The sequence below is a fragment of the Paenibacillus pasadenensis genome, from assembly GCF_002864175.1.
Taxonomy (GTDB): Bacteria; Bacillota; Bacilli; order Paenibacillales; family Paenibacillaceae; genus Paenibacillus_O; species Paenibacillus_O pasadenensis.
In genome coordinates, this window is record NZ_NFEZ01000004.1 from 2,923,827 (window position 1) to 2,945,670 (window position 21,844).

At 62.0% G+C, this 21,844-nt stretch carries 23 protein-coding genes; 2 read left to right on the plus strand and 21 right to left on the minus strand.

Annotated elements, in window-relative coordinates; genetic code table 11:
• Positions 1 to 35: 35 nt before the first annotated feature.
• Entirely contained in the window at positions 36 to 650 is a 615-nt protein-coding gene (locus tag B8V81_RS22195) for a biotin transporter BioY (RefSeq protein WP_180968511.1), read from the plus strand.
• Positions 651 to 720: 70 nt separating this feature from the next.
• Here the strand turns inward: B8V81_RS22195 and B8V81_RS22200 are convergent, their stop codons facing one another.
• The 3 genes from B8V81_RS22200 to pduL all read right to left on the minus strand — a co-directional run bounded on the left by B8V81_RS22200 (position 721) and on the right by pduL (position 3,146).
• Positions 721 to 1,884, minus strand: a complete 1,164-nt coding sequence (locus B8V81_RS22200) for an iron-containing alcohol dehydrogenase (RefSeq protein ID WP_101809208.1) — start codon at positions 1,882 to 1,884, stop codon at positions 721 to 723.
• 16 nt (positions 1,885 to 1,900) lie between these two features.
• Positions 1,901 to 2,386 (minus strand): YlbF/YmcA family competence regulator, encoded by a 486-nt coding sequence (locus tag B8V81_RS22205; protein WP_101809209.1) that lies wholly within the window; start codon positions 2,384 to 2,386, stop codon positions 1,901 to 1,903.
• A gap of 181 nt (positions 2,387 to 2,567) precedes the next feature.
• Positions 2,568 to 3,146 (minus strand): phosphate propanoyltransferase, encoded by a 579-nt coding sequence (gene pduL / locus B8V81_RS22210; RefSeq protein WP_101809210.1) that lies wholly within the window; start codon positions 3,144 to 3,146, stop codon positions 2,568 to 2,570.
• A gap of 324 nt (positions 3,147 to 3,470) precedes the next feature.
• On the opposite strand from pduL, the gene B8V81_RS22215 reads away from it, so the two are divergent.
• Positions 3,471 to 3,728: a hypothetical protein gene (locus tag B8V81_RS22215; protein ID WP_101809211.1), complete on the plus strand. Its 258-nt coding sequence runs from the start codon at positions 3,471 to 3,473 to the stop codon at positions 3,726 to 3,728.
• A 25-nt stretch (positions 3,729 to 3,753) separates the two neighbouring features.
• On the opposite strand, the gene B8V81_RS22220 is transcribed toward B8V81_RS22215, so the two are convergent.
• The 18 genes from B8V81_RS22220 to yfmH form a co-directional block, all read right to left on the minus strand.
• Complete coding sequence (locus B8V81_RS22220; protein WP_101809212.1) at positions 3,754 to 4,800, minus strand: glycosyltransferase WbsX family protein; 1,047 nt, start codon at positions 4,798 to 4,800, stop codon at positions 3,754 to 3,756.
• A 12-nt stretch (positions 4,801 to 4,812) separates the two neighbouring features.
• Positions 4,813 to 5,634: a CgeB family protein gene (locus tag B8V81_RS22225; protein ID WP_146000542.1), complete on the minus strand. Its 822-nt coding sequence runs from the start codon at positions 5,632 to 5,634 to the stop codon at positions 4,813 to 4,815.
• 377 nt (positions 5,635 to 6,011) lie between these two features.
• On the minus strand, positions 6,012 to 6,884 hold the full coding sequence (locus B8V81_RS22230; protein ID WP_101809214.1) for a 2-oxoacid:ferredoxin oxidoreductase subunit beta: 873 nt from the start codon (positions 6,882 to 6,884) through the stop codon (positions 6,012 to 6,014).
• Entirely contained in the window at positions 6,871 to 8,619 is a 1,749-nt protein-coding gene (locus tag B8V81_RS22235) for a 2-oxoacid:acceptor oxidoreductase subunit alpha (RefSeq protein WP_101809215.1), read from the minus strand. Before B8V81_RS22235 ends, B8V81_RS22230 begins: the two co-directional genes overlap by 14 nt.
• Positions 8,620 to 8,772: 153 nt before the next feature.
• Positions 8,773 to 9,750, minus strand: a complete 978-nt coding sequence (locus B8V81_RS22240; protein WP_101809216.1) for a dipeptidase — start codon at positions 9,748 to 9,750, stop codon at positions 8,773 to 8,775.
• A 132-nt stretch (positions 9,751 to 9,882) separates the two neighbouring features.
• Complete coding sequence (locus B8V81_RS22245; RefSeq protein WP_028597363.1) at positions 9,883 to 10,143, minus strand: stage V sporulation protein S; 261 nt, start codon at positions 10,141 to 10,143, stop codon at positions 9,883 to 9,885.
• A 127-nt stretch (positions 10,144 to 10,270) separates the two neighbouring features.
• On the minus strand, positions 10,271 to 11,065 hold the full coding sequence (locus B8V81_RS22250) for a TIGR00282 family metallophosphoesterase (RefSeq protein ID WP_101809217.1): 795 nt from the start codon (positions 11,063 to 11,065) through the stop codon (positions 10,271 to 10,273).
• A 58-nt stretch (positions 11,066 to 11,123) separates the two neighbouring features.
• Positions 11,124 to 12,665 (minus strand): ribonuclease Y, encoded by a 1,542-nt coding sequence (rny, locus tag B8V81_RS22255; protein ID WP_101809218.1) that lies wholly within the window; start codon positions 12,663 to 12,665, stop codon positions 11,124 to 11,126.
• 182 nt (positions 12,666 to 12,847) lie between these two features.
• On the minus strand, positions 12,848 to 13,531 hold the full coding sequence (locus B8V81_RS22260) for a regulatory protein RecX (RefSeq protein WP_101809219.1): 684 nt from the start codon (positions 13,529 to 13,531) through the stop codon (positions 12,848 to 12,850).
• 102 nt (positions 13,532 to 13,633) lie between these two features.
• On the minus strand, positions 13,634 to 14,698 hold the full coding sequence (gene recA / locus B8V81_RS22265; protein WP_101809220.1) for a recombinase RecA: 1,065 nt from the start codon (positions 14,696 to 14,698) through the stop codon (positions 13,634 to 13,636).
• A gap of 238 nt (positions 14,699 to 14,936) precedes the next feature.
• Entirely contained in the window at positions 14,937 to 16,184 is a 1,248-nt protein-coding gene (locus B8V81_RS22270) for a competence/damage-inducible protein A (RefSeq protein ID WP_101809221.1), read from the minus strand.
• 79 nt (positions 16,185 to 16,263) lie between these two features.
• Positions 16,264 to 16,839 carry a CDP-diacylglycerol--glycerol-3-phosphate 3-phosphatidyltransferase gene (gene pgsA, locus B8V81_RS22275; protein ID WP_028597369.1) on the minus strand — a complete coding sequence of 192 codons (576 nt, stop codon included), beginning with the start codon at positions 16,837 to 16,839 and terminating at the stop codon, positions 16,264 to 16,266.
• Between the two features lie 81 nt (positions 16,840 to 16,920).
• Positions 16,921 to 17,412, minus strand: coding sequence for a YajQ family cyclic di-GMP-binding protein (locus tag B8V81_RS22280; RefSeq protein WP_028597370.1), 492 nt, complete (start codon positions 17,410 to 17,412; stop codon positions 16,921 to 16,923).
• Between the two features lie 183 nt (positions 17,413 to 17,595).
• Positions 17,596 to 18,483, minus strand: coding sequence for a helix-turn-helix domain-containing protein (locus tag B8V81_RS22285; RefSeq protein ID WP_180968512.1), 888 nt, complete (start codon positions 18,481 to 18,483; stop codon positions 17,596 to 17,598).
• 23 nt (positions 18,484 to 18,506) lie between these two features.
• Positions 18,507 to 19,271 (minus strand): DUF3388 domain-containing protein, encoded by a 765-nt coding sequence (locus B8V81_RS22290; protein ID WP_028597371.1) that lies wholly within the window; start codon positions 19,269 to 19,271, stop codon positions 18,507 to 18,509.
• 155 nt (positions 19,272 to 19,426) lie between these two features.
• Complete coding sequence (locus tag B8V81_RS22295; RefSeq protein ID WP_028597372.1) at positions 19,427 to 19,678, minus strand: DUF3243 domain-containing protein; 252 nt, start codon at positions 19,676 to 19,678, stop codon at positions 19,427 to 19,429.
• A 111-nt stretch (positions 19,679 to 19,789) separates the two neighbouring features.
• Positions 19,790 to 20,521 (minus strand): elongation factor P 5-aminopentanone reductase, encoded by a 732-nt coding sequence (ymfI, locus tag B8V81_RS22300; RefSeq protein ID WP_052332921.1) that lies wholly within the window; start codon positions 20,519 to 20,521, stop codon positions 19,790 to 19,792.
• 14 nt (positions 20,522 to 20,535) lie between these two features.
• Complete coding sequence (yfmH, locus tag B8V81_RS22305) at positions 20,536 to 21,840, minus strand: EF-P 5-aminopentanol modification-associated protein YfmH (RefSeq protein WP_101809223.1); 1,305 nt, start codon at positions 21,838 to 21,840, stop codon at positions 20,536 to 20,538.
• Between the last annotated feature and the right edge of the window lie 4 nt (positions 21,841 to 21,844).

The following is a 21,844-nucleotide window of genomic DNA, read 5'->3' on the forward strand; positions in this document are numbered from 1 at the left end:
CCGAATGTTATATCCTCAAAGGAGCGAATTTCCGAATGCCAACTGTATCTCCGCTTCGCCGCATCGTATTCATCGCCCTGTTCGCCGCGCTCTTCGTCGTCTTCAGCGCCGTCCAGATCCAAATCGGCATCTCCCCGGTTCCGTTCACGCTGCAGACGATGGCCGTCGCGATCGCCGGCTCGTTCCTCGGCGCCAGAGACAGCTTCCTCAGCATCGCGCTCGTGTACGGACTTGCCGCGACCGGCTTGCCGCTCATCCGTTTTCAAGGTGGGCTCTCGCTGTTTGTCGGACATACGGCGGGCTTCCTGTGGGTGTTTCCGCTATGCGCGCTGCTGATCGGCCTGATCGTGCCGCGCCTGCTGGTCCGCCTCTCCGGCCGCAGCCCCGTGCTGACGTTCCTCGCCGTGTTCGCCGTCCTCGAGCTGCTCGGCTCCCTGCTCGCCTACGTTGTCGGCATCCCTTGGCTGATGCAGGCGACCGGCCTCTCGTTTGCCGAAGCGATGGCCGCCGGCTGCTACCCGTTCCTGCTGCCCGACCTACTCAAAAACGTCGTTGCCGCCGGAGCCGCCGTCGCGCTGAGCGCCTATCTGCCGTCGCTGCGGCTGCTCCGTGCAGCCGATCGTCCCGACCGCCCGACTGCAGCCGCTTAAGCGCCTGCTGCCGCAGCACAAAAAACAGCCGCGCAGACTGCGCGGCTGTTTTTGGCTTCCGCCGATGCTCTCAAAGGGACATGCGGTAGATGTTCCGAACGTCCTGCTCATCCAGCTTGCGGAAGTTGCCGATCTTGCGGCCCGGGGCCGCCTTGCCGGCCATCTCTTCAAGCCGGCTCTCGTCGATGCCGTAGTCGGCGAGTCGCGACGGCGCTCCGAGCGAGCTCCAGAACGCGCGCAGGCGGCGGATGCCTTCCTCCGCGATCTCGCGGTCGCTGCGTCCGTCCGTGTCCACGTCGAAGACGTTGACCGCGAACTGCTTGAAGCGGCCGACGTTGTCGTCCAGCACGTACGTCATCCAGTTCGGGAACAGGATCGCCAGGCCGCCGCCATGCGGGATGTCGTAGACGGCGGACAGCGCATGCTCCATGTCATGGTTGGCCCAGTCGCCGAGCGTGCCCATCGCCAGCACGCCGTTCAGCGCCATCGTGCCGGCGTAGAGGATCGTGCCGCGATGCTCCAGGTTCGCGAGATCGTCGACCAGCTTCGGCGCGGTGTCGACGACGGCGCGCAGCACCGACTCGCAAAATCCGTCCTGCACCGGCGTCAGCGCGTCATGATGGAAATATTGCTCGAACACATGGGACATCATGTCGACGATGCCGTACACCGTATGATCCTTGGGCGCGGTCGCGGTGAACGCCGGGTCGAGGATCGAGAAGCGCGGAAACACATGCGGGCTGCCCCAGCCGTGCTTCTCCTGCGTCTCCTCGTTGGTGATGACCGAGCCGCTGTTCATCTCGCTGCCGGTCGCGGCCAGCGTCAGGATCGTGCCGAGCGGCAGCGCCTCCTGCACGACTGCCTTGCGGCTGACGATGTCCCAGAAGCTGCCCTCGTAGCGCGCCGCCGCGGCGATCGCCTTGCCGCAGTCGAGCGTGCTGCCGCCGCCGACGGCAAGCACCCAGTCGACGCCGTGCTCGCGGCATAGCTCCGCTCCGCGGTGGACGGTGGACAGGCGCGGATTCGGCTCGACGCCGGCGAGCTCGACGACGCTGCAGCCGGCATCGGCCAGCACGCCAAGCACCTGGTCGTACAAGCCGCTGCGCTTGATGCTGCCGCCGCCGTAGACGAGCAGCACCTTGCGCCCGAGCTTGTCCGCTTCTTTGGTCAGCTGCTGCAGCTGGCCTTCGCCGAAGATGAGCTTCGTCGGGTTGTGGAATACGAATGGTCTCATGCGCTCCCGCCTCCTTTTATTCGTCGCAGCTTTCGGGATCTTCCGGACGGGCGCCGTCGAGCGTGATCTTCTCCGCCACCGTATCCTGAATGATTGAGACGACCATCTGCAGCAGGTAGTTGATGTCCGCCTGGCTCTGCTGGAACTGGCTGACGATCGGAATGCCGTCCAGCTCGTTCTGGAGGTCGTCCATCTCCCCTTCGATCTTCTGCACCATCGTCGGGTTCTTGAACGTCTGCTCGAAGGCGACGAGCTCCTTCTGCTTTTTCTTCAGGGTGGACATGAGTCCCTGCACCCGGTCGTTGCCCTTGATCTGATCCTCGGCCTTGCGGAACTGCTGCACCTCGTCGGAGGAGAAGATCAGCCCGGCGAGCTCGCGCGCCTTTTGCATGATGTCGTCGCGCACGAGCAGCTCCCGCGTATCGTAGACTTCGACGGGACAGTTCGGTCCGTGGTCATGCACTTGCCCGGGCTTCAGCGCCGATGGTTGCTGTTCTGCCATTTGTCAATCGCTCCTGTCTGCTGACGTGTATGTAGAGCCATGCGGCGAAGCACCGCTTGGTCTGGTTGTCCAAGTCCACATTATACCACTCCGCGGACATAAAAACGACTGCCCGGTTCGGGCAGCCGCATGGGCCGGGTGGCGGACGGCTCCGGCCTGCCGCTTCTCGGACCTTCCGGCTTCAGCCGACGATTTCGGCCTTGTCGCCGTTTTTGACGCCGGCCGCGTTGGCCTCGTCCGTATCGATGTGCATGTCCAGCGCGTAGCTGTCCGACACGCGGGCGATGACATTCTCGAAAACGAGGCCGCGCTCGCCGCCGACGCGCACCTTCAGCAGCTGCTGGTCCTCGATGCCCCAGCGAGCCGCGTCATCCGTATGGAAATGGATATGGCGCGCCGCCACGATGACGCCTTCCTCGATCGTGACCTCTCCGGCCGGTCCGGTGATCGTGATGCCGGCCGAGCCGGCGATGTTGCCGGATTCGCGCACCGGCGCGGGCACGCCGATCGAGAACGCGTCCGTGCGGGAAATTTCGAGCTGAGTCGCCTTGCGCGCCGGGCCGAGGATGCGCACCTTCGGAAAAGCGCCTTTGGACCCTTTGACGGCGACCGTCTCGTTGGCGGCGAACTGCCCCGGCTGCGACAGCGGCTTGAACTCGGTCAGCTCATAGCCCGCTCCGAAGAGCGCTTCGACATGGGCTTGCGATAAATGGATATGGCGCGCGGAGACGCCTACAGGTACCGTTTTGGTTTCAGTCATGATGCTCTTCCTTTCTGCACTCGTCGATCTTGTCGGAGCTCCTCGTCGGGACGAAGCGTCCTGCCCTCAATTATAGACCGGGCAGACCTTGATGTCGAATCAAGGGACAAGCGCCGGGACGACTCTAGCACCATCGGCATACGCTAGGATATATCTGCTAGAGAGGAGAGATTTCATGCCAACCTTCGACAGCGTGCAAGTCACCGGACCGACGACGCTCCAAGGCCCGTCCAGGTCCAGTCCAACTGCACTTTCCAGTCCGACCTCCAGATCAACGGCAACGAGACGGTCGCCGGGAATTTCCAGGTCAATGCCAATGAGAGCGTGCTCGGCTATCTGGCCGTCGGCGCCTCGGCCTCGTTCGGCGATTCCATCGTAGCGGCGAACCGGATCAATCTGACGAGCCTTCCGATTCAGAATCCACTCGGCCTCAGCATCCTGCAAGGCGTCCGCTATTACGCGACCGGCTCCGAGACGCAGCCTGGCCTCGTGCTGCCGGGAACCGACGGCTTCCGCTATGTCCTATATATCGACACGCAGGGAACGACGCCGACGCTGGCCATCCAGCGCCTTTCCGTCTAACTCCTCATGGAAAAGGCGCGAGGGATCAGTTCGTCCCTTGCGCCGCCTTATTCAATTCCTCGAGATACCGGAATCCATAACGGCGATCCGGTTCCAGATACGTCCCCTCCGCCCATTCGTTCCAGGCATTGATGAAGAGGAACTCGCTCCGGTACAGCTCCTTCGCCCTGCGGATCTGCCGGCTCAGGTACCAGCCGAACTTCTCCGGCGTGGCGCCGAGGCAGCTCTGGCCGCGGCTGCCGATGCGCGGCGTATTGTCCCAACCGACGAAAGCGCCCGGAAGGATCGCTTCTCCTTCCCTGTGGATCGACCGGTGCAAGATCTCCATCCAAAGCGGATCGTAGTCCACGACGAGATGCGGACCGTCCGCCGTCTTGAGCTTGCGCCAAGGCGGACTGCCGGTCGCGAACGTGTAATGCGGCTCGAACTCCACGCTGGCGTCGAAGCCTTCCTGCCTCCCTGCCTGAAAGCCGCCCAGCGTACGTACCCAGTAGATGCCGCCGAGCCCGTTCCTGACGGCCAGCTTCTCCCAGAGGCTCCTCATTTCGTTCCAGCATCCGATGTCGCCCGGACGGTAGATGACGAACAGCGGCTTGCCTCCGATCCGTACATACCGGCTGTCCCGAAAGAAAGGGAGCAGATACTCGAAATGCTCCTTCCAATCCTTTTCCGTGCCATAGGTCTGCTTCTGGATGACGTCGCGGCTGCCCCCGTCCCATTTTCGCGTCCAGGATTCGTTCGCCCACGACAGGCAGAACGGAAGCGTGCTGAGCGGATCGCGCAGCTTCTGCTCCAACGGCTTCTCCAGCAGCTTCTTTCCCTTGAACCAATAATGATAATAACAGAAGCCATGCAAGCCGTAGGCAGCAGCCAGCTCTTCTTGGCGCCGCCTCGCCTGATCCTCCAGCAAGCAGTAATAATTGTCCGCCCACGGCTCGTTCGGCTGATGATGGTCCTTGTAGAGCGGCTTCGCTTTTTTCGTGTTCGTCCATTCCGTGAATCCTTTGCCCCAGTGGAGGTCGTTTTCCGGAATGGGATGGAATTGCGGCAGCAGGTAGGCGATGAGCTTCATGGGCGGATCTCCTCACTTAAAGGCGGTTGTGAGCAACTGGAGCAGCACCGGGACATGGCTGTAGTCAAACCGGCTCGCCTTGAGCATCCTGCTGGAGGCAGCCCGCTTCTCATCCGAAGACAGACGCTCGAAAGCGTCCAGCTTTCGCGCCAGGCCGGTCATTGTCCGGAATCGGACGCAGCCGCCGATCGGATCCGGCAGAGCAGGCTCCGCGGCCAGCGTCTTGAGGAACGGAACGGTTCCGCATGCGGCCGCTTCATACAGCAGCGTTCCGCTCCAGCTCCAGCGGATGACCGCGCGCGCGCGGTTGAGCAGCCTTGCGCGGCTCTGCGGATCAGCCGCCGCCGGTACTGATTCCAGGGGCCATCCCTTTCCGCCAGCGAGCCACTTGGCACGGGGATGCTTCCGCCGCATGGCTTGCAGCCAGCGAAGCCGGGCCGGAGTCGCGTCGTCCAGCAGCAGATAGTCGGCCCGTTCCTCTTCTTTCATCGGAAGGGGCTGGTAGATGTCGGGATCCACCGGATAGACGATCATCTCCGAGCTCGCTGCGCCGAGCTCCTCGTAGGCGGAGCAGAACTCCAGCCGCTGCGTCGCCGCCAGCTTCGCATCGCCTCCTGCCGGATGCGGACGTTCCAGCCCGTCGTCATCCAGCCACCAAACCGAGCGCGGCCACTCGCGCAGCGCCAGGACGTCGGCATGCGAGATGCCGCTGCCGTTGCCCAGCAGCAGGACCAGATCCGGATGGTACAGCGCGAGAAGCTCTTTGAGGTCCTCCCGGTAGTCGACGGCGATGACTTCCTGGACGAGCAGCCTCAGCTGCTCCGACAGGGCCATCCCGGTTTTCCATTTCGTCGCATCGAGCAACTGGACGAGCAGCACGCGCTGCTGCTTGAATCCGACTTCCGTACGGAACGGCGCGGCATGCCGAACTCCCGAAAGGGATCGACCCGATGAGGAGCCTCTAGGCCGGACCCGCATCGGCTTCGGCTTCAGTTTGCTTCGCGCCTGTCTATGGAGCGGGATCTTTCCGGTTCGGACGCCCTCCGCCTTCCTGGTCCTCCTCATCCGTTCCCAGCCCCCATCGTTTTTGCTATCCTATGCATCCGGAGCACGGGAGAACAAGGCGTTTGTGCAATGGCTGCGCAAAAAAGCCGCATCGGCCCATGAAGGGCGATGCGGCGATACACGGAGGAAGCTTCGGCGAGCACGGCTTAAACGAAGTCCGCGGCCAGCTTCGCGAAGTCCTCGCGGGAAATCTTGATGTCCTGGTTCGCGAGTCCCTCTTGCTTGAACCCGGTGATGAGGTTCTCGTAGGAGCGGCGCTTCGTGTCCTGGTAGATCAGGCCGGTGACGAGGCCGTTCGTCTCCATGATCTTCGTCATCGCGGCCAGGCGGTTCGACGGATCGTAGCCTTCGCCGGCCTCGCCGTCGAGGTTGACGATGTTTTCCTTGAACCAGTCGTACGTGTTGACCTTGTTGAACGTGACGCAAGGGCTGAAGACGTTGATGAGCGAGAAGCCTTCATGCTTAATGCCGGCCTCGATCAGCGCGGTCAGCTGCTTGAGGTCGCTCGAGAACGACTGCGCCACGAACGTCGCGCCCGCCGACAAGGCGATCTCCAGCGGCGAGAGCACCGACTCGATCGAGCCCTCGGGCGTCGACTTCGTCTTGAAGCCTTCCGCGCTGCGCGGGGAAGTCTGTCCTTTGGTCAGGCCGTAGATCTGGTTGTCCATGACGATATAGGTCAGGTTGACGTTGCGGCGGATCGCATGCACCGTATGGCCCATGCCGATCGCGAAGCCGTCGCCGTCGCCGCCGGAGGCGATGACGGTCAGCTCGCGGTTCGCCAGCTTGACGCCTTGGGCGATCGGCAGCGCGCGGCCATGGATGCCGTGCAGGCCGTAGGCGTTGATGTAGCCGGAGATCCGGCCCGAGCAGCCGATGCCCGAGATGACCGCGAGCTGCTCCGGCTCGAGGCCGACGTTCGCCGCGGCGCGCTGGATGGCGGCCTGGATGGAGAAGTCTCCGCAGCCCGGGCACCAGTTCGGCTTGACGTTGTTGCGGAATTCCTTAAATGTGGCCAACGTGGCTCATCTCCTTCGACGCTTGGTAAACCTCGGACGGCAGGAACGGATTGCCGTCGTATTTGAGCAGGCTGCGGATCTTGTCCGCATGTCCGCAATGCAGCTTGATCTGCGCCGCCAGCTGGGCGGTCGCGTTGTTCTCCAGGACGATGACGGTGCTTGCCGCCTCCAGATAAGGAGTCAGCTGCTCGGCCGGGAACGGATGGATCTGCCGCACCTGAATCTGGCCGGTCGCCGCTCCGTCCTGCTCAAGGCGGCTGCGGGCTTCCTCGATCGTGCCTCCGGTGGAGCCCATGCCGATGATCAGGATGTCCGGGCGCTCATGCGGCACGTCGACGCGGATCGCTTCCGGAATGAGCAGGCGGTCGAGCTTGCCGAGCCGCTTATCCATCATCCGCTTGCGGTTGAGCGCATTCTCGGACGGACGCCCGGTCTCGTCATGCTCGACGCCCGTCACATGATGCAGACCGCCCTTGTCGCCCGGCAGCGAGCGCGGCGATACGCCGTCCTCGGTAAGCTCGTAGCGCTTGAAGAGCACATTCGGCTCGAGCTCGGGCAGCTCGCGCTGCAGCTTGCCGCGGCGAATCTCGATGCGGTCGTAGTCGAGCGGCTCGCAGCTCTGCTTGCCGAGCGACAGCTGCAGGTCGGTCATGATGATGACCGGCACCTGATACTCCTCGGCGATGTTGAACGCCTCGACCGTATCGTAGAAGCAGTCCTCGATGCTGGCCGGCGCGATGACGACCTTGGGAATCTCGCCGTGCGTGCCGTAGACCATCGCATTGAGATCGGACTGCTCCTGCTTGGTCGGCAAGCCGGTCGAAGGACCGCCGCGCTGCGTGTCGACGATGACGAGCGGCTGCTCGGTCATGCCGGCGAGGCCGATCGCCTCCATCATGAGGGACAGGCCGGGACCGGCAGATGCGGTCATCGTCCGCACGCCGGCGTAGTTCGCGCCGATCGCCATCGTGACGGCCGCGATCTCATCCTCGGTCTGCACGACCGTGCCGCCGAACTTCGGCAGCTTCTTGATCAGGTATTCCATGATCTCGGAGGCCGGCGTGATCGGATACGCGCTCATGAGGCGGCAGCCTGCGGCGACCGTGCCGAGGCCGATCGCCTCGTTGCCGATCATGAACAGCTTCTGCTTGCCGTCGGCAGGCTCCAGCGCGAATGCCTCTAGCGGTCCTCCGGCCTGCTCGAGAACGAACTCGGCGCCGCGCTTGACCGCCTCGACGTTTTTCTCGACGATGGCCGGGCCTTTGCGTCCGAATTCCTCCTCGACCGCCTGGTTGAACACCTCGAGCGGCAGGCCGAGCAGCGCCCAGGAAGCGCCGGAAGCGACCATGTTCTTCATGAGGGACGTGCCGAGCTCCTCGGCGATCGCCGTGATCGGCACCGCGAACAGGCGGGCGTCGATGCCTTCCGGCAGCTGCGGCTTGAACTTGGCGTCGGCGACGACGACTCCGCCGGGACGAAGCTCCGGCGCGTTCAGGTCGATGCTCTCCTGATCGAATGCGACAAGAATATCGAGATCGTCCGAGATCGCTCGGATCGGTTGCGTGCTGATGCGAATCTTGTTATTGGTATGGCCGCCCTTGATCCTCGAAGAGAAATGGCGGTATCCGTACAGATAGTACCCGAGACGGTTGAGGGCCGTGGAGAAGATCCGGTCCGTGCTTTCGACGCCTTCTCCCTGCTGACCCCCGATCTTCCAAGACAGCTGACTAATCACGATAAGTCCAACTCCTCATCTGCTGTGAGAACTGCTTTCAATCCTCCTAAATTTTATGCCTCGCTATTGAAAATTGCAAGGAAATCTCCGAACTTGCCGCATTCAGCATTCCGATGAAAGCTATAAAGAAACCTGATAAAGCCCGAAAACCCTTTATTCCGGGAGGTTTTGGCGCAAAAAGCGGATCGCGTTTCCTCCAAGCAGCTTCTCCGCGAACGCCGCGCCGTAGGCCCGCTCGACTTCCTGCCGCAGCTGGCCGGCCTCGCCGGCATGGCGCAGGCCGGCCGGATGCTGCTCGATGCCGTCGAAGTCCGAGCCCAGCATTAACTGGTCTTCCCCTCCGAGGGAGCAGATATGTTCGATATGCGGCAGCAGGTCGCTCGCTGCGGCCTGTCCGCGATCGGTGATGAAGTAGGGCACGTACGTCAAGCCGATCCGCCCGTCCATGGCGATCAGCGCGCGCAGCTGGTCGTCGGTCAGATTGCGCGGATGCGGGCAAATGCGGCGCGAGTTGGAGTGGGAAGCAATCAGCGGCCGCTCGGTCCGCTCGACCAGCTCCCAGAAGCCGGCATCGGTCAGATGAGAGACGTCGAGCAGCAGCCCGAGATCGCGCGCCGCATCGACCAGCTCCCGGCCTTTTGCGGTCAGCCCGCCTTGCCTCGGCTCCAGCACGCCGTCCGCCGCCCAGTTCGCGTAATTCCACGTCAAGCCGAGCACGCGCACGCCGAGCGCGAATGCCGTCCGCAGCAGCGCCCAGTCTCCCTGCAGCGCATCCGCCCCCTCCAGCGTCAGCAGCGCGGCGATCTTGCCTTCCTGCAGCGCACGCTCCAGATCGCGCCTTCCGCGCACCTTGGCATATCCGGGATGAGAGGCGATCTTCTGCTCGAACAGATCGGCCGAACGGAGCACCGCATCCATCGTTTTGTGCTTCGACTCGGTCAAATAGATCGCATAGGCCTGGAGCATATAGCCGCCCGCACGCTGCCGGTCGAGCGTCGCGTCGAGCGTCACCGGCCCGGGATTGTTCGCGGAATCGATCGGATCAAGGCGCGGATCCGCCAGCAGCTTGCTCAGCACGTCGCAATGGAAATCCGCGATCCGAGGCTCCTCGCCTGGATATCTGTCGTTCATCTGCCCCGCCTCCTGTCGTTCGCGGCCGCCCGATGCCGGCCTCTTCTCCTACGATATGCACTTCCGTCTCCGGAAAACGCAAAAAAACCTGCTTACTCCGTAAACAGGCCGTTGCATGTTTTTCTCTTCGGCTCAGCGCGGCTCTACGATCAGCTTGATCGCGGTGCGGTCCTCGCCGTCGATGACGATGTCGGTAAAGGCCGGGATGCAGATCAGGTCTACGCCGCTCGGAGCGACGAACCCCCTTGCGATCGCGACGGCTTTGACCGCTTGATTCAAGGCGCCGGCTCCGATTGCTTGCAGCTCGGCCGCACCACGCTCCCTGAGAACTCCTGCCAGCGCCCCTGCTACGGAATTTGGATTGGACTTAGCGGAAACTTTTAAGACGTCCATGTCAAGTACCTCCTCAGGAATAGTGGCGTATCCCTATATCCCTAAACCTATTCGAGAGAGGACAAAAAATTCCTTCTTCCGCAACGGCATCCATGCTGCCAGGCGTTGTCAGGTCAAGCGGCAAGCTCTAGAACATCGCGAGCGACGTTTCCGTAAGGCGGATCTTCTCGAGCCGCTGCGCCCGTCCCGTCGCTTCGTCCAACACCGCCAGCACCCCGTGCAGATGCCAGTCCCCTTCCGCTACGACAAAGCGCGACGGCAGGCCGGTCAGAAACCTGTGCAGCACGGCGTCGCGATCCATGCCGAGAATTCCGTCCATCGGACCGGTCATGCCGACATCGGTCAAGAACGCCGTTCCTTGCGGAAGGATCCGGTCATCGTTCGTCTGCACATGCGTGTGGGTGCCGAGCACGACCGAGGCCCGGCCGTCCAAATACCAGCCCATCGCGATTTTCTCCGATGTCGCTTCGGCGTGGAAGTCGACCAGCACGCAGCTCGTCTCGCGCTTCAGCCGCTCCAGATGCGCATCCGCCGTCTTGAACGGGCAGTCGTTCGGCGGCAGGAACGTGCGCCCTTGGACATTGAGGATGCCGAGCTTTTTGCTGCCGGCCTTGATGACCGTGGAGCCGATGCCTGGCGATTCGCTCGAAAAATTCGCCGGACGGACGAGCCGCGGCTCATCGTCGATCCAGTCGAACAGATCCTTGTTGTCCCATGTATGGTTGCCCATCGTGATGCCGTTCACGCCCCAGTCGAAAAACTCCTTGGCGATCGCGGCGGTGATGCCGCGGCCGGCGGCGGCGTTCTCGCCGTTGACGATGATGATATCCGGATTATGCTTCGCCCTGAGCGCCGGCAGCGCCTTGCGCAGCGCGGCACGGCCGACGTTGCCGACGATGTCGCCGATAAAAAGAACTTTCATGGATGGCCTCCTATCATGACAAAATCCCGCTCCGGCAGGAGCGGGATGTCTGGTTCGCCTACTTGGCGTATTCGACCGCACGGGTTTCGCGGATGACCGTGACCTTGATATGGCCCGGATAGTCCAGTTCTCCCTCGATCTTTTTAGTAATGTCGCGTGCCAGACGGAACGCTTCCGTATCGTCGATCTTCTCCGGCTGGACCATGACGCGAACTTCGCGTCCGGCCTGGATGGCGTACGATTTCTCGACGCCGTCGAACGATTCGGAGATCGCCTCGAGCTTCTCCAGACGCTTGATATACGTCTCGAGCGTCTCGCGGCGGGCTCCAGGACGGGCGGCCGACAGCGCGTCCGCGGCTCCGACGAGCATCGCGATGACGGAAGTCGCCTCGCAATCGCCGTGATGGGACGCGATGCTGTTGATGACGACCGGATGCTCCTTGTACTTGCGGGCCAGCTCGACGCCGATCTCGACATGGGAGCCCTCGACCTCGTGGTCGAGCGCTTTGCCGATGTCATGCAGCAAGCCGGCGCGCTTGGCCAAGGTGATGTCCTCGCCCAGCTCGGCCGCCATCAGGCCGGTCAGATAAGCGACCTCCATCGAATGCTTCAGCACGTTTTGGCCATAGCTCGTCCGATATTTCAGGCGGCCGAGAATCTTGATCAGATCCGGATGGATCGCATGCACGCCGACCTCGAAAGTCGCCTGCTCGCCATACTCGCGAATCCGCTCGTCCACCTCGCGGCGGGATTTCTCGACCATCTCCTCGATTCGGGCGGGATGGATCCTGCCGTCGGCGACGAGCTTCTCGAGCGCTGTACGGGCAATCTCCCGGCGTATCGGATCGAATCCGGACAAGATGACCGCTTCCGGCGTATCGTCGATGATCAGATCGATGCCGGTGAGCGTCTCGAGCGCGCGGATGTTGCGGCCCTCGCGGCCGATGATCCGGCCCTTCATCTCTTCGTTCGGCAGCGTCACGACGGATACCGTCGTCTCCGCGACATGGTCGGCCGCGCAGCGCTGGATCGCCAGGGAAATGATGTCGCGGGCTTTTTTGTCCGCTTCTTCCTTCGCCTGCTGCTCCAGCTCCTTGATCATCTGCGCCGTCTCGTGGCGGACTTCCTGCTCCACGTTGTTGAAGATGATCGTCTTCGCGTCCTCCGTAGTCAAGCCGGAGATCCGCTCCAGCTCGCTCTGCTGCTGCCGGTAGATGGAATCAATCTGCTCTTGCGTTTCCTCGATTCGTTTCTCCTTGTTGGCTACCAATTCTTCTTTGCGTTCGAGTGCCTCAATTTTCTTATCCAAAGACTCCTCTTTTTGCAGCAAGCGCCTTTCAAGACGCTGATTCTCATTGCGTCTCTCCCGAATGTCCTTGTCCGCTTCCGAACGGAGTTTATGGATTTCGTCTTTCGCTTCCAGCACCGTTTCCTTTTTCAACGCATCCGCTTCCTTCTTCGCCTGTTCGACGATCTGGAGCGCGGCCTGCTCAGCGCTGGAAATCTTAGCCTCGGCAAACGACTTTCGGACGAAGTAACCAATCCCAAAGGTAATCGCGCCAACAACGAGAACGATCAAGATCCACCAAATGGGGTTCATCTTGTTCACCTCCTCGTTGCATTCACCAAGGCATCAGCCGGGAATGATATTCAATTGTTGCCATTCGGTTCCATACCGTGCTTTACGACTGTAGAAATGGAGACAAAAAACCTGAACCCATTTACGGAAGGAAAGGCATCCCATGCCAGATGGATGCTTTATTATTGTAGCTTTCCGCAAAATCAATTGTCAAGCCAGCCCCCGTCGGCGTCGTCCTCGCCCTCGGCCGAGTCCTGAATCTGCCGGACCGTCTCCCGCACGAGATCGCTCGGGAATCCGCGCCGCAGCAGGAATCCGGTCAGCTTCATCCGTTTGTCCCGCTCTTCTCCCTTCAGGCTCCGCCATTTCTTCTCTCCGGCCTTGAGCGCGGCGCGCCGTTCTTCCTCGTCGTCGAGAGCCTCGACCGCGCGTCCCGCCGTCTCCTTTGGAATGCCGCGCTGCTCGAGCTCCATGCGGATGAGGCGGCTGCCCTTCTGGCTGCTCCGCAGACGCTGGGAGGCGAACATGCGGGCATAGTCGCGGTCGTCGACGACCCGCTCCTGCTGCAGCCGCTCGATCGCATAGCGGATATCCTCTTCTTCGAATTCCTTGCGCTTGAGATAGGCGGACATCTCCTTCGACGTCCGCATCTTGAAGCCGGCGTAGAAGACGGCCGCCGCATACGCCCGGTAACGAGCGTTCTCCTCCGCGATCCGCGCCATCAGCTTCGGCTCGATGAGCGTTTCTTTGAGCAGCCGGTACTTGACGAGAATATCCTCATGCACCGACAGCTCCGGCTCCTCGCTGCCTTCGAGATAAATCCAGTAGAGAGACGGCTTCTTGTCGTCCTGCTCTACGCGCGTGATCCGTTTTTCCTGCTCCTCCATCTACGCCGCTCCCCTTCCTCGTCGATTCTAATGAAGAAAAAAGCACCCCCGACTCCATCAGGGATGCTTGGTCATGCCGCTACTTCGCAGAGCGGTAAACAATCAGACGTCGAGCTCCAGCTCCTCGAATTCGTCTGCCTCGTCCTTCGAAACTTCGGCGCCGGCGGCGCGCTCCGCAGCCGCATTGAGGTTATGCGCCTCGCGGATCTTGCCTTCGATCACGCTTGCGATCGGCTCGTTGTCCTTGAGGAACTGCTTGGCGTTCTCCCGTCCTTGGCCGAGACGGTCGCCGTTGAAGCTGAACCAAGCGCCGCTCTTCTGCACGATGTCCATCTCCACGCCGATGTCGATGATGCTGCCGACGCGCGAGATGCCTTCGCCGTACATGATGTCCAGCTCGGCCTGGCGGAACGGAGGCGCCACCTTGTTCTTGACGACCTTGATGCGGGTCCGGTTGCCCACGACGTCGGTGCCCTGCTTGATGCTCTCGATGCGACGCACGTCCAGCCGCACGCTGCTGTAGAACTTCAGGGCGCGTCCGCCCGGAGTCGTCTCCGGGTTGCCGAACATGACGCCGACCTTCTCGCGGAGCTGGTTGATGAAGATGGCGATCGTCTTGGACTTGCTGATCGCTCCGGACAGCTTGCGCAGCGCCTGCGACATGAGGCGCGCCTGGAGGCCGACGTGGGAGTCGCCCATCTCGCCCTCGATCTCGGCCTTCGGCACGAGCGCCGCGACGGAGTCGATGACGATGATGTCGACGGCGCCGCTGCGCACGAGCGCCTCGGCGATCTCCAGCGCCTGCTCGCCCGTATCCGGCTGGGACAGCAGCAGCTCGTCGATGTTGACGCCGAGCTTGCTGGCGTAGAGCGGATCCAGCGCATGCTCCGCGTCGATGAAGGCGGCTTGTCCGCCCGTGCGCTGCACTTCGGCGATCGCGTGCAGGGCGACGGTCGTCTTGCCGGACGACTCCGGTCCGTAGACTTCGATGATGCGGCCGCGAGGGAAGCCCCCGATGCCGAGCGCGATATCCAATGCGAGGGCGCCGCTGGAGACCGTTTCAACGGCCAGCTGGGCGGACTCGCCTAATTTCATGATGGAGCCTTTTCCGAATTGTTTCTCAATCTGGCGAAGCGCCATATCTAAAGCTGCGCGGCGATCTGACAAGAGATCCACATCCTTCGTTCGTCGATTTATAGTTCTATTCTAGTCTACTTGAAGCCGTTTGCCAAGACTTTTTTCGAACATACATTCGCTTTTTTTGAAGCGCGCTCCGTCCCTCCCCGAGTCCCGCCGCAGCCCCGAAAAAAGACAAAGAACCGCAGCTGGTCCGACTCGCTGCGGTTCTTCCGTCAACTGCCTTTATTGTACGCGATCCGAGCCGGCCAGCGCAAGGCCGCCGCGGCTATTCCTGGAGCGCCAGCCAGAGCCGGTAAAGCGCGTGCTTGGCGGCGCGGATGCGCACCATGTCGCGATTGCCGCCCGCATTCAGCTCATGCGTCTCGGCCTCCCCGCCTTTGCGGGCGATGCCGATGTAGACGAGCCCGATCGGCTTGCCCTCGGAGGAGCCCGGCCCGGCGACGCCGGTAATCGAGACGCCCCAGTCGCTGCCGGTCGTCTCCGCCACCCGCTGCGCCATCAGCGCCGCGGTGGAGGCGCTCACCGCTCCGGGCGCGTCCGCCCCCTCCAGCTGGGCGAGCGGAATGCCTAGCAGCTTGTGCTTCATCGTATTCGTATAGGTGACGATGCCGCCGAGAAACTCGCCGCTGCTGCCGGGGATGCCGGTGATGAGCTCGGCCAGCAGGCCGCCCGTGCAGCTCTCGGCCACGCTGACCCGCATCCGCCTCGTGCGCAGCCGCCGCAGCACCGCCTCTTCGAGCGAGATGTCCTCTTCGGCATAGATATGGGCGCCGAGGCGCTCGCGGATCTGCTGCGCCATCCGCTCGATGCGGTCCAGCGCCTGCGCCTCGTCCGCGGACTTGCTGGAGAGGCGGATCGCCACCTCGCCTTCCTTGGCATACGGAGCGATCGTCGGATCGCTCTGGCTCTCGATCAGGTCGATCAGCTCATGCTCGAGCCGCGACTCGCCGATGCCGGCGAAGCGCAGGATGCGCGAATGCAGCGGAGCCCCCGCTCCGAGCTCCGCCAGCAGCCAGCGCGTCGCCGGCCCCTCGAACATCGGCATCATTTCCTTGGGCGGACCCGGAAGCAGGATATAGCGGGTTCCGTCCTGCTCCAGCGCGTTGCCGACGGCAAGCCCCGCGTCGTTCTCGAGCGCCGCGCTGCCCTCGATCCAGTTGGCCTGCCGGCGGTTGCTCTCGACCATATGGCTTCCGCGGGAAGCGAAAAACCGCTCCATCGCCTCCATCGTCGGCTCATGGACGACGAGCCGGCGCCCGAGATAGTCGCCGAGCACGTCCTTGGTGAGGTCGTCCATCGTCGGCCCGAGACCGCCGGTGAACAGCAGCAGGTCGGCGCGGGAGCGTGCCGTATCGATCGCCTGACGGATGCGGGCGGCGTTGTCGCCGACGACCGTCTGGAAAAAGACGTCGATGCCGAGGGCGGCGAGTCCTTGGGAAAGATAGCGTGCGTTCGTATTGACGATCTGTCCAAGCAGCAGTTCCGTTCCAACAGCGATGATTTCGGCTTTCACAGCGCTTCACTCCTGTCGTGGATTGGGCTGTCGGTAACGGACAAGGTCCCTTTCCCGAAAAGGAAAGAGACCTTGTAAGCTACTCGACGGGAATCAGGTTGCGGTTCTTGACGAAGTAGTCGATGCCGGACCAGATCGTGATCAGCGCAGCCGCCCAGCTGAGGATGATATCCATGCGGATGTCCACCAGCGCGAACGGGAAGTTGTTGAGCAGCAGCGCGATGATCATCGCGATCTGGATGCCGGTCTTCCACTTGCCCCAGGTGCTTGCCGCAAGCACGGCGCCCTCCAGCAGGGCGACCTGGCGCAGGCCCGTCACGGCGAACTCGCGGCTGATGATGACGATGGCGATGAACGCGGAAAGCTTGTCCATCTGCACGAGCGAGATGAGGACGGCCGCGACGAGCAGCTTGTCCGCCAGCGGATCAAGCAGCTTGCCGAGATTGGTGACCATCTTGTTCTTGCGGGCCAGATAGCCGTCGAGCCCGTCGGTGCTCGCCGCGATGATGAAGATCAGGGCGGCGATGATTTGCGTGTATGTAAGCTCGAAATCTTCGAACCGGACCGTTCCCAGATCGAACCGGATCAATAGAAAAAACAGGATGACAGGCACTAAGAAGATGCGCGCGAGCGTGATCTTGTTGGCCAGGTTCAAGCCCTTCCCCTCCCTGACGTTTCAAACTTCACAAGTATAATCGAAGCGGAAGCGGCCTGTCAAAACGAGGATCGACGGCCGTCAGCGATAGTTGGTGAACTGCAGCTCGAGCTCGAGGTTGGCGCCGCGCAGCAGCGAGATGACCGCTTGCAGATCGTCCCGGCTCTTGCCCGTCACGCGCAATTGATCGCCTTGAATCTGGCTTTTCACCTTCAGCTTGGAATCGCGGATGAGCACGTTGATCTTCTTGGCGTCGTCCTGGCCGATGCCTTGCTTGAGCTTGATCCGCTGGCGCACCGTGCCGAGCGTGGCCGCCTCGATCTTGCCGAAGTCCATGTTCTTGATCGGCACTCCGCGCTTGATCATTTTCGTCTGGAGGATGTCGATGACGCTTTTCAGCTTGTACTCGTCGTCGGAAGCGACGACCAGCTCCTCCTTCTCCAGCTTGATGCTGCTCTTGCTCCCCTTGAAGTCGAAGCGGTTCTCGATTTCCTTTTCCGCCTGGACGATGGCGTTGTTCAGCTCCTGCAGGTCTACCTTCGATACGATATCGAACGAACTTTCCGAACTCATGGGTCCAGTCCTCCTTGCGTTTTCATCGTCCTCTATTATAAATCATCCGAAAGCGAAAGTATAACGCGCCGCCGCGGCGCAGAAAGGCGCTTCTTCCCGCAGGAAGAAAGCGCCCTTCAACCTTCTATCGCCCGTGCCTGCCGACCCTCGCGGCAAGCGGGCGGCCGCGCTTCAAGCGCCGAATTACTCGCCCGCCTCGTCCTGCGATGCCGCATCGCCCGAGGACGGATCGAACTGGAAGCGCTTCGGTCCCGAACGGTCTCCGTCCTCGAGAAGCGTGCCGTCGATATAAAATTCCGTGTTGTCGGCACGGCCGGTGTTGACATAGATGACCGCGTCGAGCGGAATCTCGATCGTGTCTTCCGCCGAAACGTTCTTGTTGTAGAGCAGGTCCCCGGATTTTCCGCCTTTGCGGACTTCCAGCCAGGCTCCGCCGGAAAACTTGAGCTGAAGCATCGGCTGGCCGGTGACTTGATAATAGTCCACTCCGCCCGACTTGCGGTCGAACGTGACCGCGCCTGCCGGCGGCGTCGGAGTCGGCGTAGCCGTCGGGCTCGGAGATGCGAGCGCGCCGCTGCCCGGGGACGCCGTCGGCCGGCTGTCGTTCGGTCCCGGTGTCGCCGTCGTCATCGGCGTCCGGTCCGTGGAGTCGGCGCTCTTGGCGCCGTCGTCCCGAATGACGAACATCCAGAGCAGGAACACGATCAGCCCGAGGAACGCCCACATCAGCACGGAAAAGCCGAGCTTGCCGAAGCGCTCCGACATCGTCCGCGACGTCGACGCCTTGCGCGGCGGCTGAGGAGAAGCCGACGGCTCGGCGGCGGAAGTCTGCGGAGCGGAGGGCAGCTCGTTCTTGTAGTAGCTGAGCACTTCCTCCGCGTTCAGTCCTACCGCCTCGGCATAGTTTTTGACGAACGCGCGGGCGTAGAAGCTGCCGGGCAGCGCGCTGTAGTTGCCTTCCTCGATCGCGATCAAATAATGCTTGCGGATCTTGGTCATCTCCTGCAGCTCGTCGAGGGACAAGCCGGATTCTTCCCTTGCGGTCCGCAGGGTTTGGCCCAGTTCAGACATGGCTGGCATAGCCTCCTTTCCGATTAAAAGTCATTGTAGTTGACCGTGAAGGAGTCGTAGGAGATCTCCTCGTCCGGGGTGTTGCGCAGCTCGATGATCGTCGTAAAAGTGCTGTAATCGAAATTGGATTCGCGAATGAAGATGTCCGGATGCTCGATGACTTTGGTCGACGGCATCTCCATGATTTCCTGCAGCAGCGAATGATGCCGCTCGTTGGAGCGGATCGTGCTGACGATGCCGTCGATGATGAAGATGTTGTCGGGGTTCATCTCCTCGCTCGAAAGCTGGCTGCGCACGGTTTGGCGGAGCAGCGTGGAGCTGACGAACGTCCATCGCTTGTTCGAGCAGACGCTGCCCGCGATGATCGATTCCGTCTTGCCGACCCGCGGCATGCCGCGCAGCCCGATGACCTGGTTGCCGTCGCGCTTGAAGATCTCGCCGAGAAAATCGACGAGCAGGCCGAGCTCGTCGCGCGTGAAGCGGAACGTCTTGCGGTCGTCGGAGTCGCGCTCGATATAGCGTCCGTGGCGCACGGCCAGGCGGTCGACCAGGCTTGGCGGACGGAGCTTGTTGACGGTGATGTTCTCGACCTTCTGCAGCATCTTGCCGAGAATCTCGATCTTCTCGTCGTCGTTGGTCTGCAGCAGCATGCCGCGGGTGCGGTCCTCCACCCCGTTGATCGTAATGATGTTGACGTTGAGCATGCCCAGCAGCGAGGCGATGTCGCCGAGCAGGCCTGGCCGATTCTTATGTATTTTGTATTCCATATACCACTGTTTCGATTCCATCAATCACACCGTCCCAAGGTTGCAGGCGCTTCGAACCGCCCTCATTATAAGCCTACATTCTACAGGATTCGCCACGTTTCCGCAATGAGCACGCTCGTTCTACATGACAGAAAAGCTCCCGTTAGACCGGGAGCTCTCTGCCGTGACGCCGATGACTAGCGATGTCCGACCAGCTTCACCATCAGCCGGGCGATCGTCTTGCGCTCATTTTCGTCGCCGACATCCCAGATTTCCTTCAGCATGCGCTGCTCTTCGTTTTTCGGGTCGACCTTCTCGTCGAGGAAAGAGCCGATTTCGTAAGCGAGGTTGCCGATCGCCTCTTCGCTCAAGCCGAGCTTCTTGCCTTGTTCCAGTCGCTCTGCAAGAAATTCCTTCCAGGAATCGAAGTTCGAAAGTACGGTAGACATGCTCGGTTCGCCTCCTTAAAGTCGTTGAGGAATAGCACCATCAACGGCATTAGTGTGCGCGGCGGCCGGGTCAGCTATACGACGATCAGGGCTGGCAAAAGGTTTCAATCTTCAGGTGATCCAGCCGCCGTTCGGGCTGATCACCTGTCCGGTGATGTAGGACGACTCCGGCAGCGACAGGAAATAGACGAGCGAGGCGATCTCGTCGGGCTGGCCGAGCCGCCCCGCGGGAATGTCCTGCTCGAGCTGCTTCAGCTCCTGGGAATCGAAGCCGCCGAGCATTTCCGTGTCGATCGCGCCGGGAGCGACGGCGTTCACCGTCACGCCCGAGGGGGCGAGCTCTTTGGCGAGCGCTTTGGTGAAGGCGTTGACGCCGCCCTTGGTGGCGGAATAAAGCACCTCGCACGAGGCTCCCGCGACGCCCCATACGGACGAGATGTTGATGATGCGTCCCCAGCGGGCGCGGATCATCTCGGGCATGAACAGCTGGGTGCAGAGGAAGACGCCCCGCAGATTGACCGCGGTGACGTCGTCCCATTCGGCGTCGGTCAGATCGGAAAGCAGCCCGTAATGGGAAATGCCGGCGTTGTTGACGAGGATGTCCGGCAGCAGATCCGCTCCGGCCAGCTTCTCGCGCATCCGCTCCAGGCTCTCCCGCGAACGCAGGTCGGCCGAAGCCGTCATGACGCGTCCGCTTCCGAGCGCGAGGCATTCGCGCGCCGTCTCGTTGGCCTGCTCATGCGAGTGAAGGTAATGAAGCGCGACATTCATGCCCTCGCGGGCGAAGCGCCGCGCGATCGCGGCGCCGATGCCGCGGCTGCCTCCGGTGACGAGCACGTTCATTTCATGCAAGGGCTTCAGCTCGGCTCCGCCTCCTGCTCGGCTGTCGGCAGCACGAGCGAGACGGCGAGCTGTCCGAAGTCGAAATGCTCGCGCAGCCGCGCGTTCGCCTGCTCGAGCGTCAGGCTCTCGTAAGCCGGCAGCAGCTCGAACAGATCCTGGCCGCGGAATTTATAGCGGGTGAATTCCCCGGCGATCGATTCCGGCGAATTGAGCATGCGCAGGTAGCTGCCGATCCGCTTTTTCTTCGTGCGCTCGAACGCGGCGGCGTCGAGCCCGGACTGCAGCGCCTCGCCGATCGCCTCCTTGATCCGCTCGACGAGCCGATCCGGATCGTTCGTATCGCCGCCGATGATGCTGAAGCCGTAGTCCGTGCTGCAGTTGTACTCATAACCGAACGAGTCGGAGATGAGATTGTCGTCGTACAGGCTCTGGTACAGCGGCGAGCTCGAGCCGAGCAGCGTCTCGAGCATCAGCTTCGTCGTCACGTCGCGGCGCAGCAGCTCGGCGCTGCCGAGGCCGTTCGTCTTTTCTTTGAAGCCGAACAGGCACTTGGGCAGCGACACCTGCAGCGAGAGCGACTTCAGCGGCTCGCGCACGCCCTGCGGCTCCGGATCGAAGAAGCGCTCGATCTCGCCGATGTCCTCGAAGGACTTGGCCGCCTGGTTGCTCCGGATCAGCTCCATGATCCGCTCGGCATCAATGCCGCCGACGACAAACAGCAGCATGTTGGACGGATGGTAAAACGTGTTATAGCACAGGTAAAGCAGCTCCTTGTCGATCTGGTAGATCGACTCCACGGTGCCGGCGATGTCGATGTGCACCGGATGCTTCTGGTACATCGCCTCGATCAGGCCGTAGTACACGCGCCAGTCCGGATTGTCGCTGTACATGTTGATTTCCTGCGCGATGATGCCCTTTTCCTTGTCGACGTTCTGATCCGTGAAGTACGGATGCTGCACGAAGTCGATGAGGGTCGTCAGGTTGGCCTCGATCTGCTCCGTCGCCGAGAACAGGTAGACGGTGCGGTCGAAGCTCGTGAACGCGTTGGCCGAAGCCCCCTGCGAAGCGAAGGTGGCGAAGATGTCGCCCTGCGGCTCCTCGAACATCTTGTGCTCCAGGAAATGGGCGATGCCGTCCGGCACGCGCGTCAGCGGCTGGCTGCCGCTGCGGAAATGGTTGTCGACGGAGCCGTAGCGGGTCGAGAACGTCGCGTACGTCTTTTGGAAGCCTTCCTTCGGAAGCAGATAGACGCTCAGCCCGTTCGGCAGCTGCTCGTAGTACAGCGTCTCCTCGACGCCGGGGTAATGTAGCTTCTGCATGTCG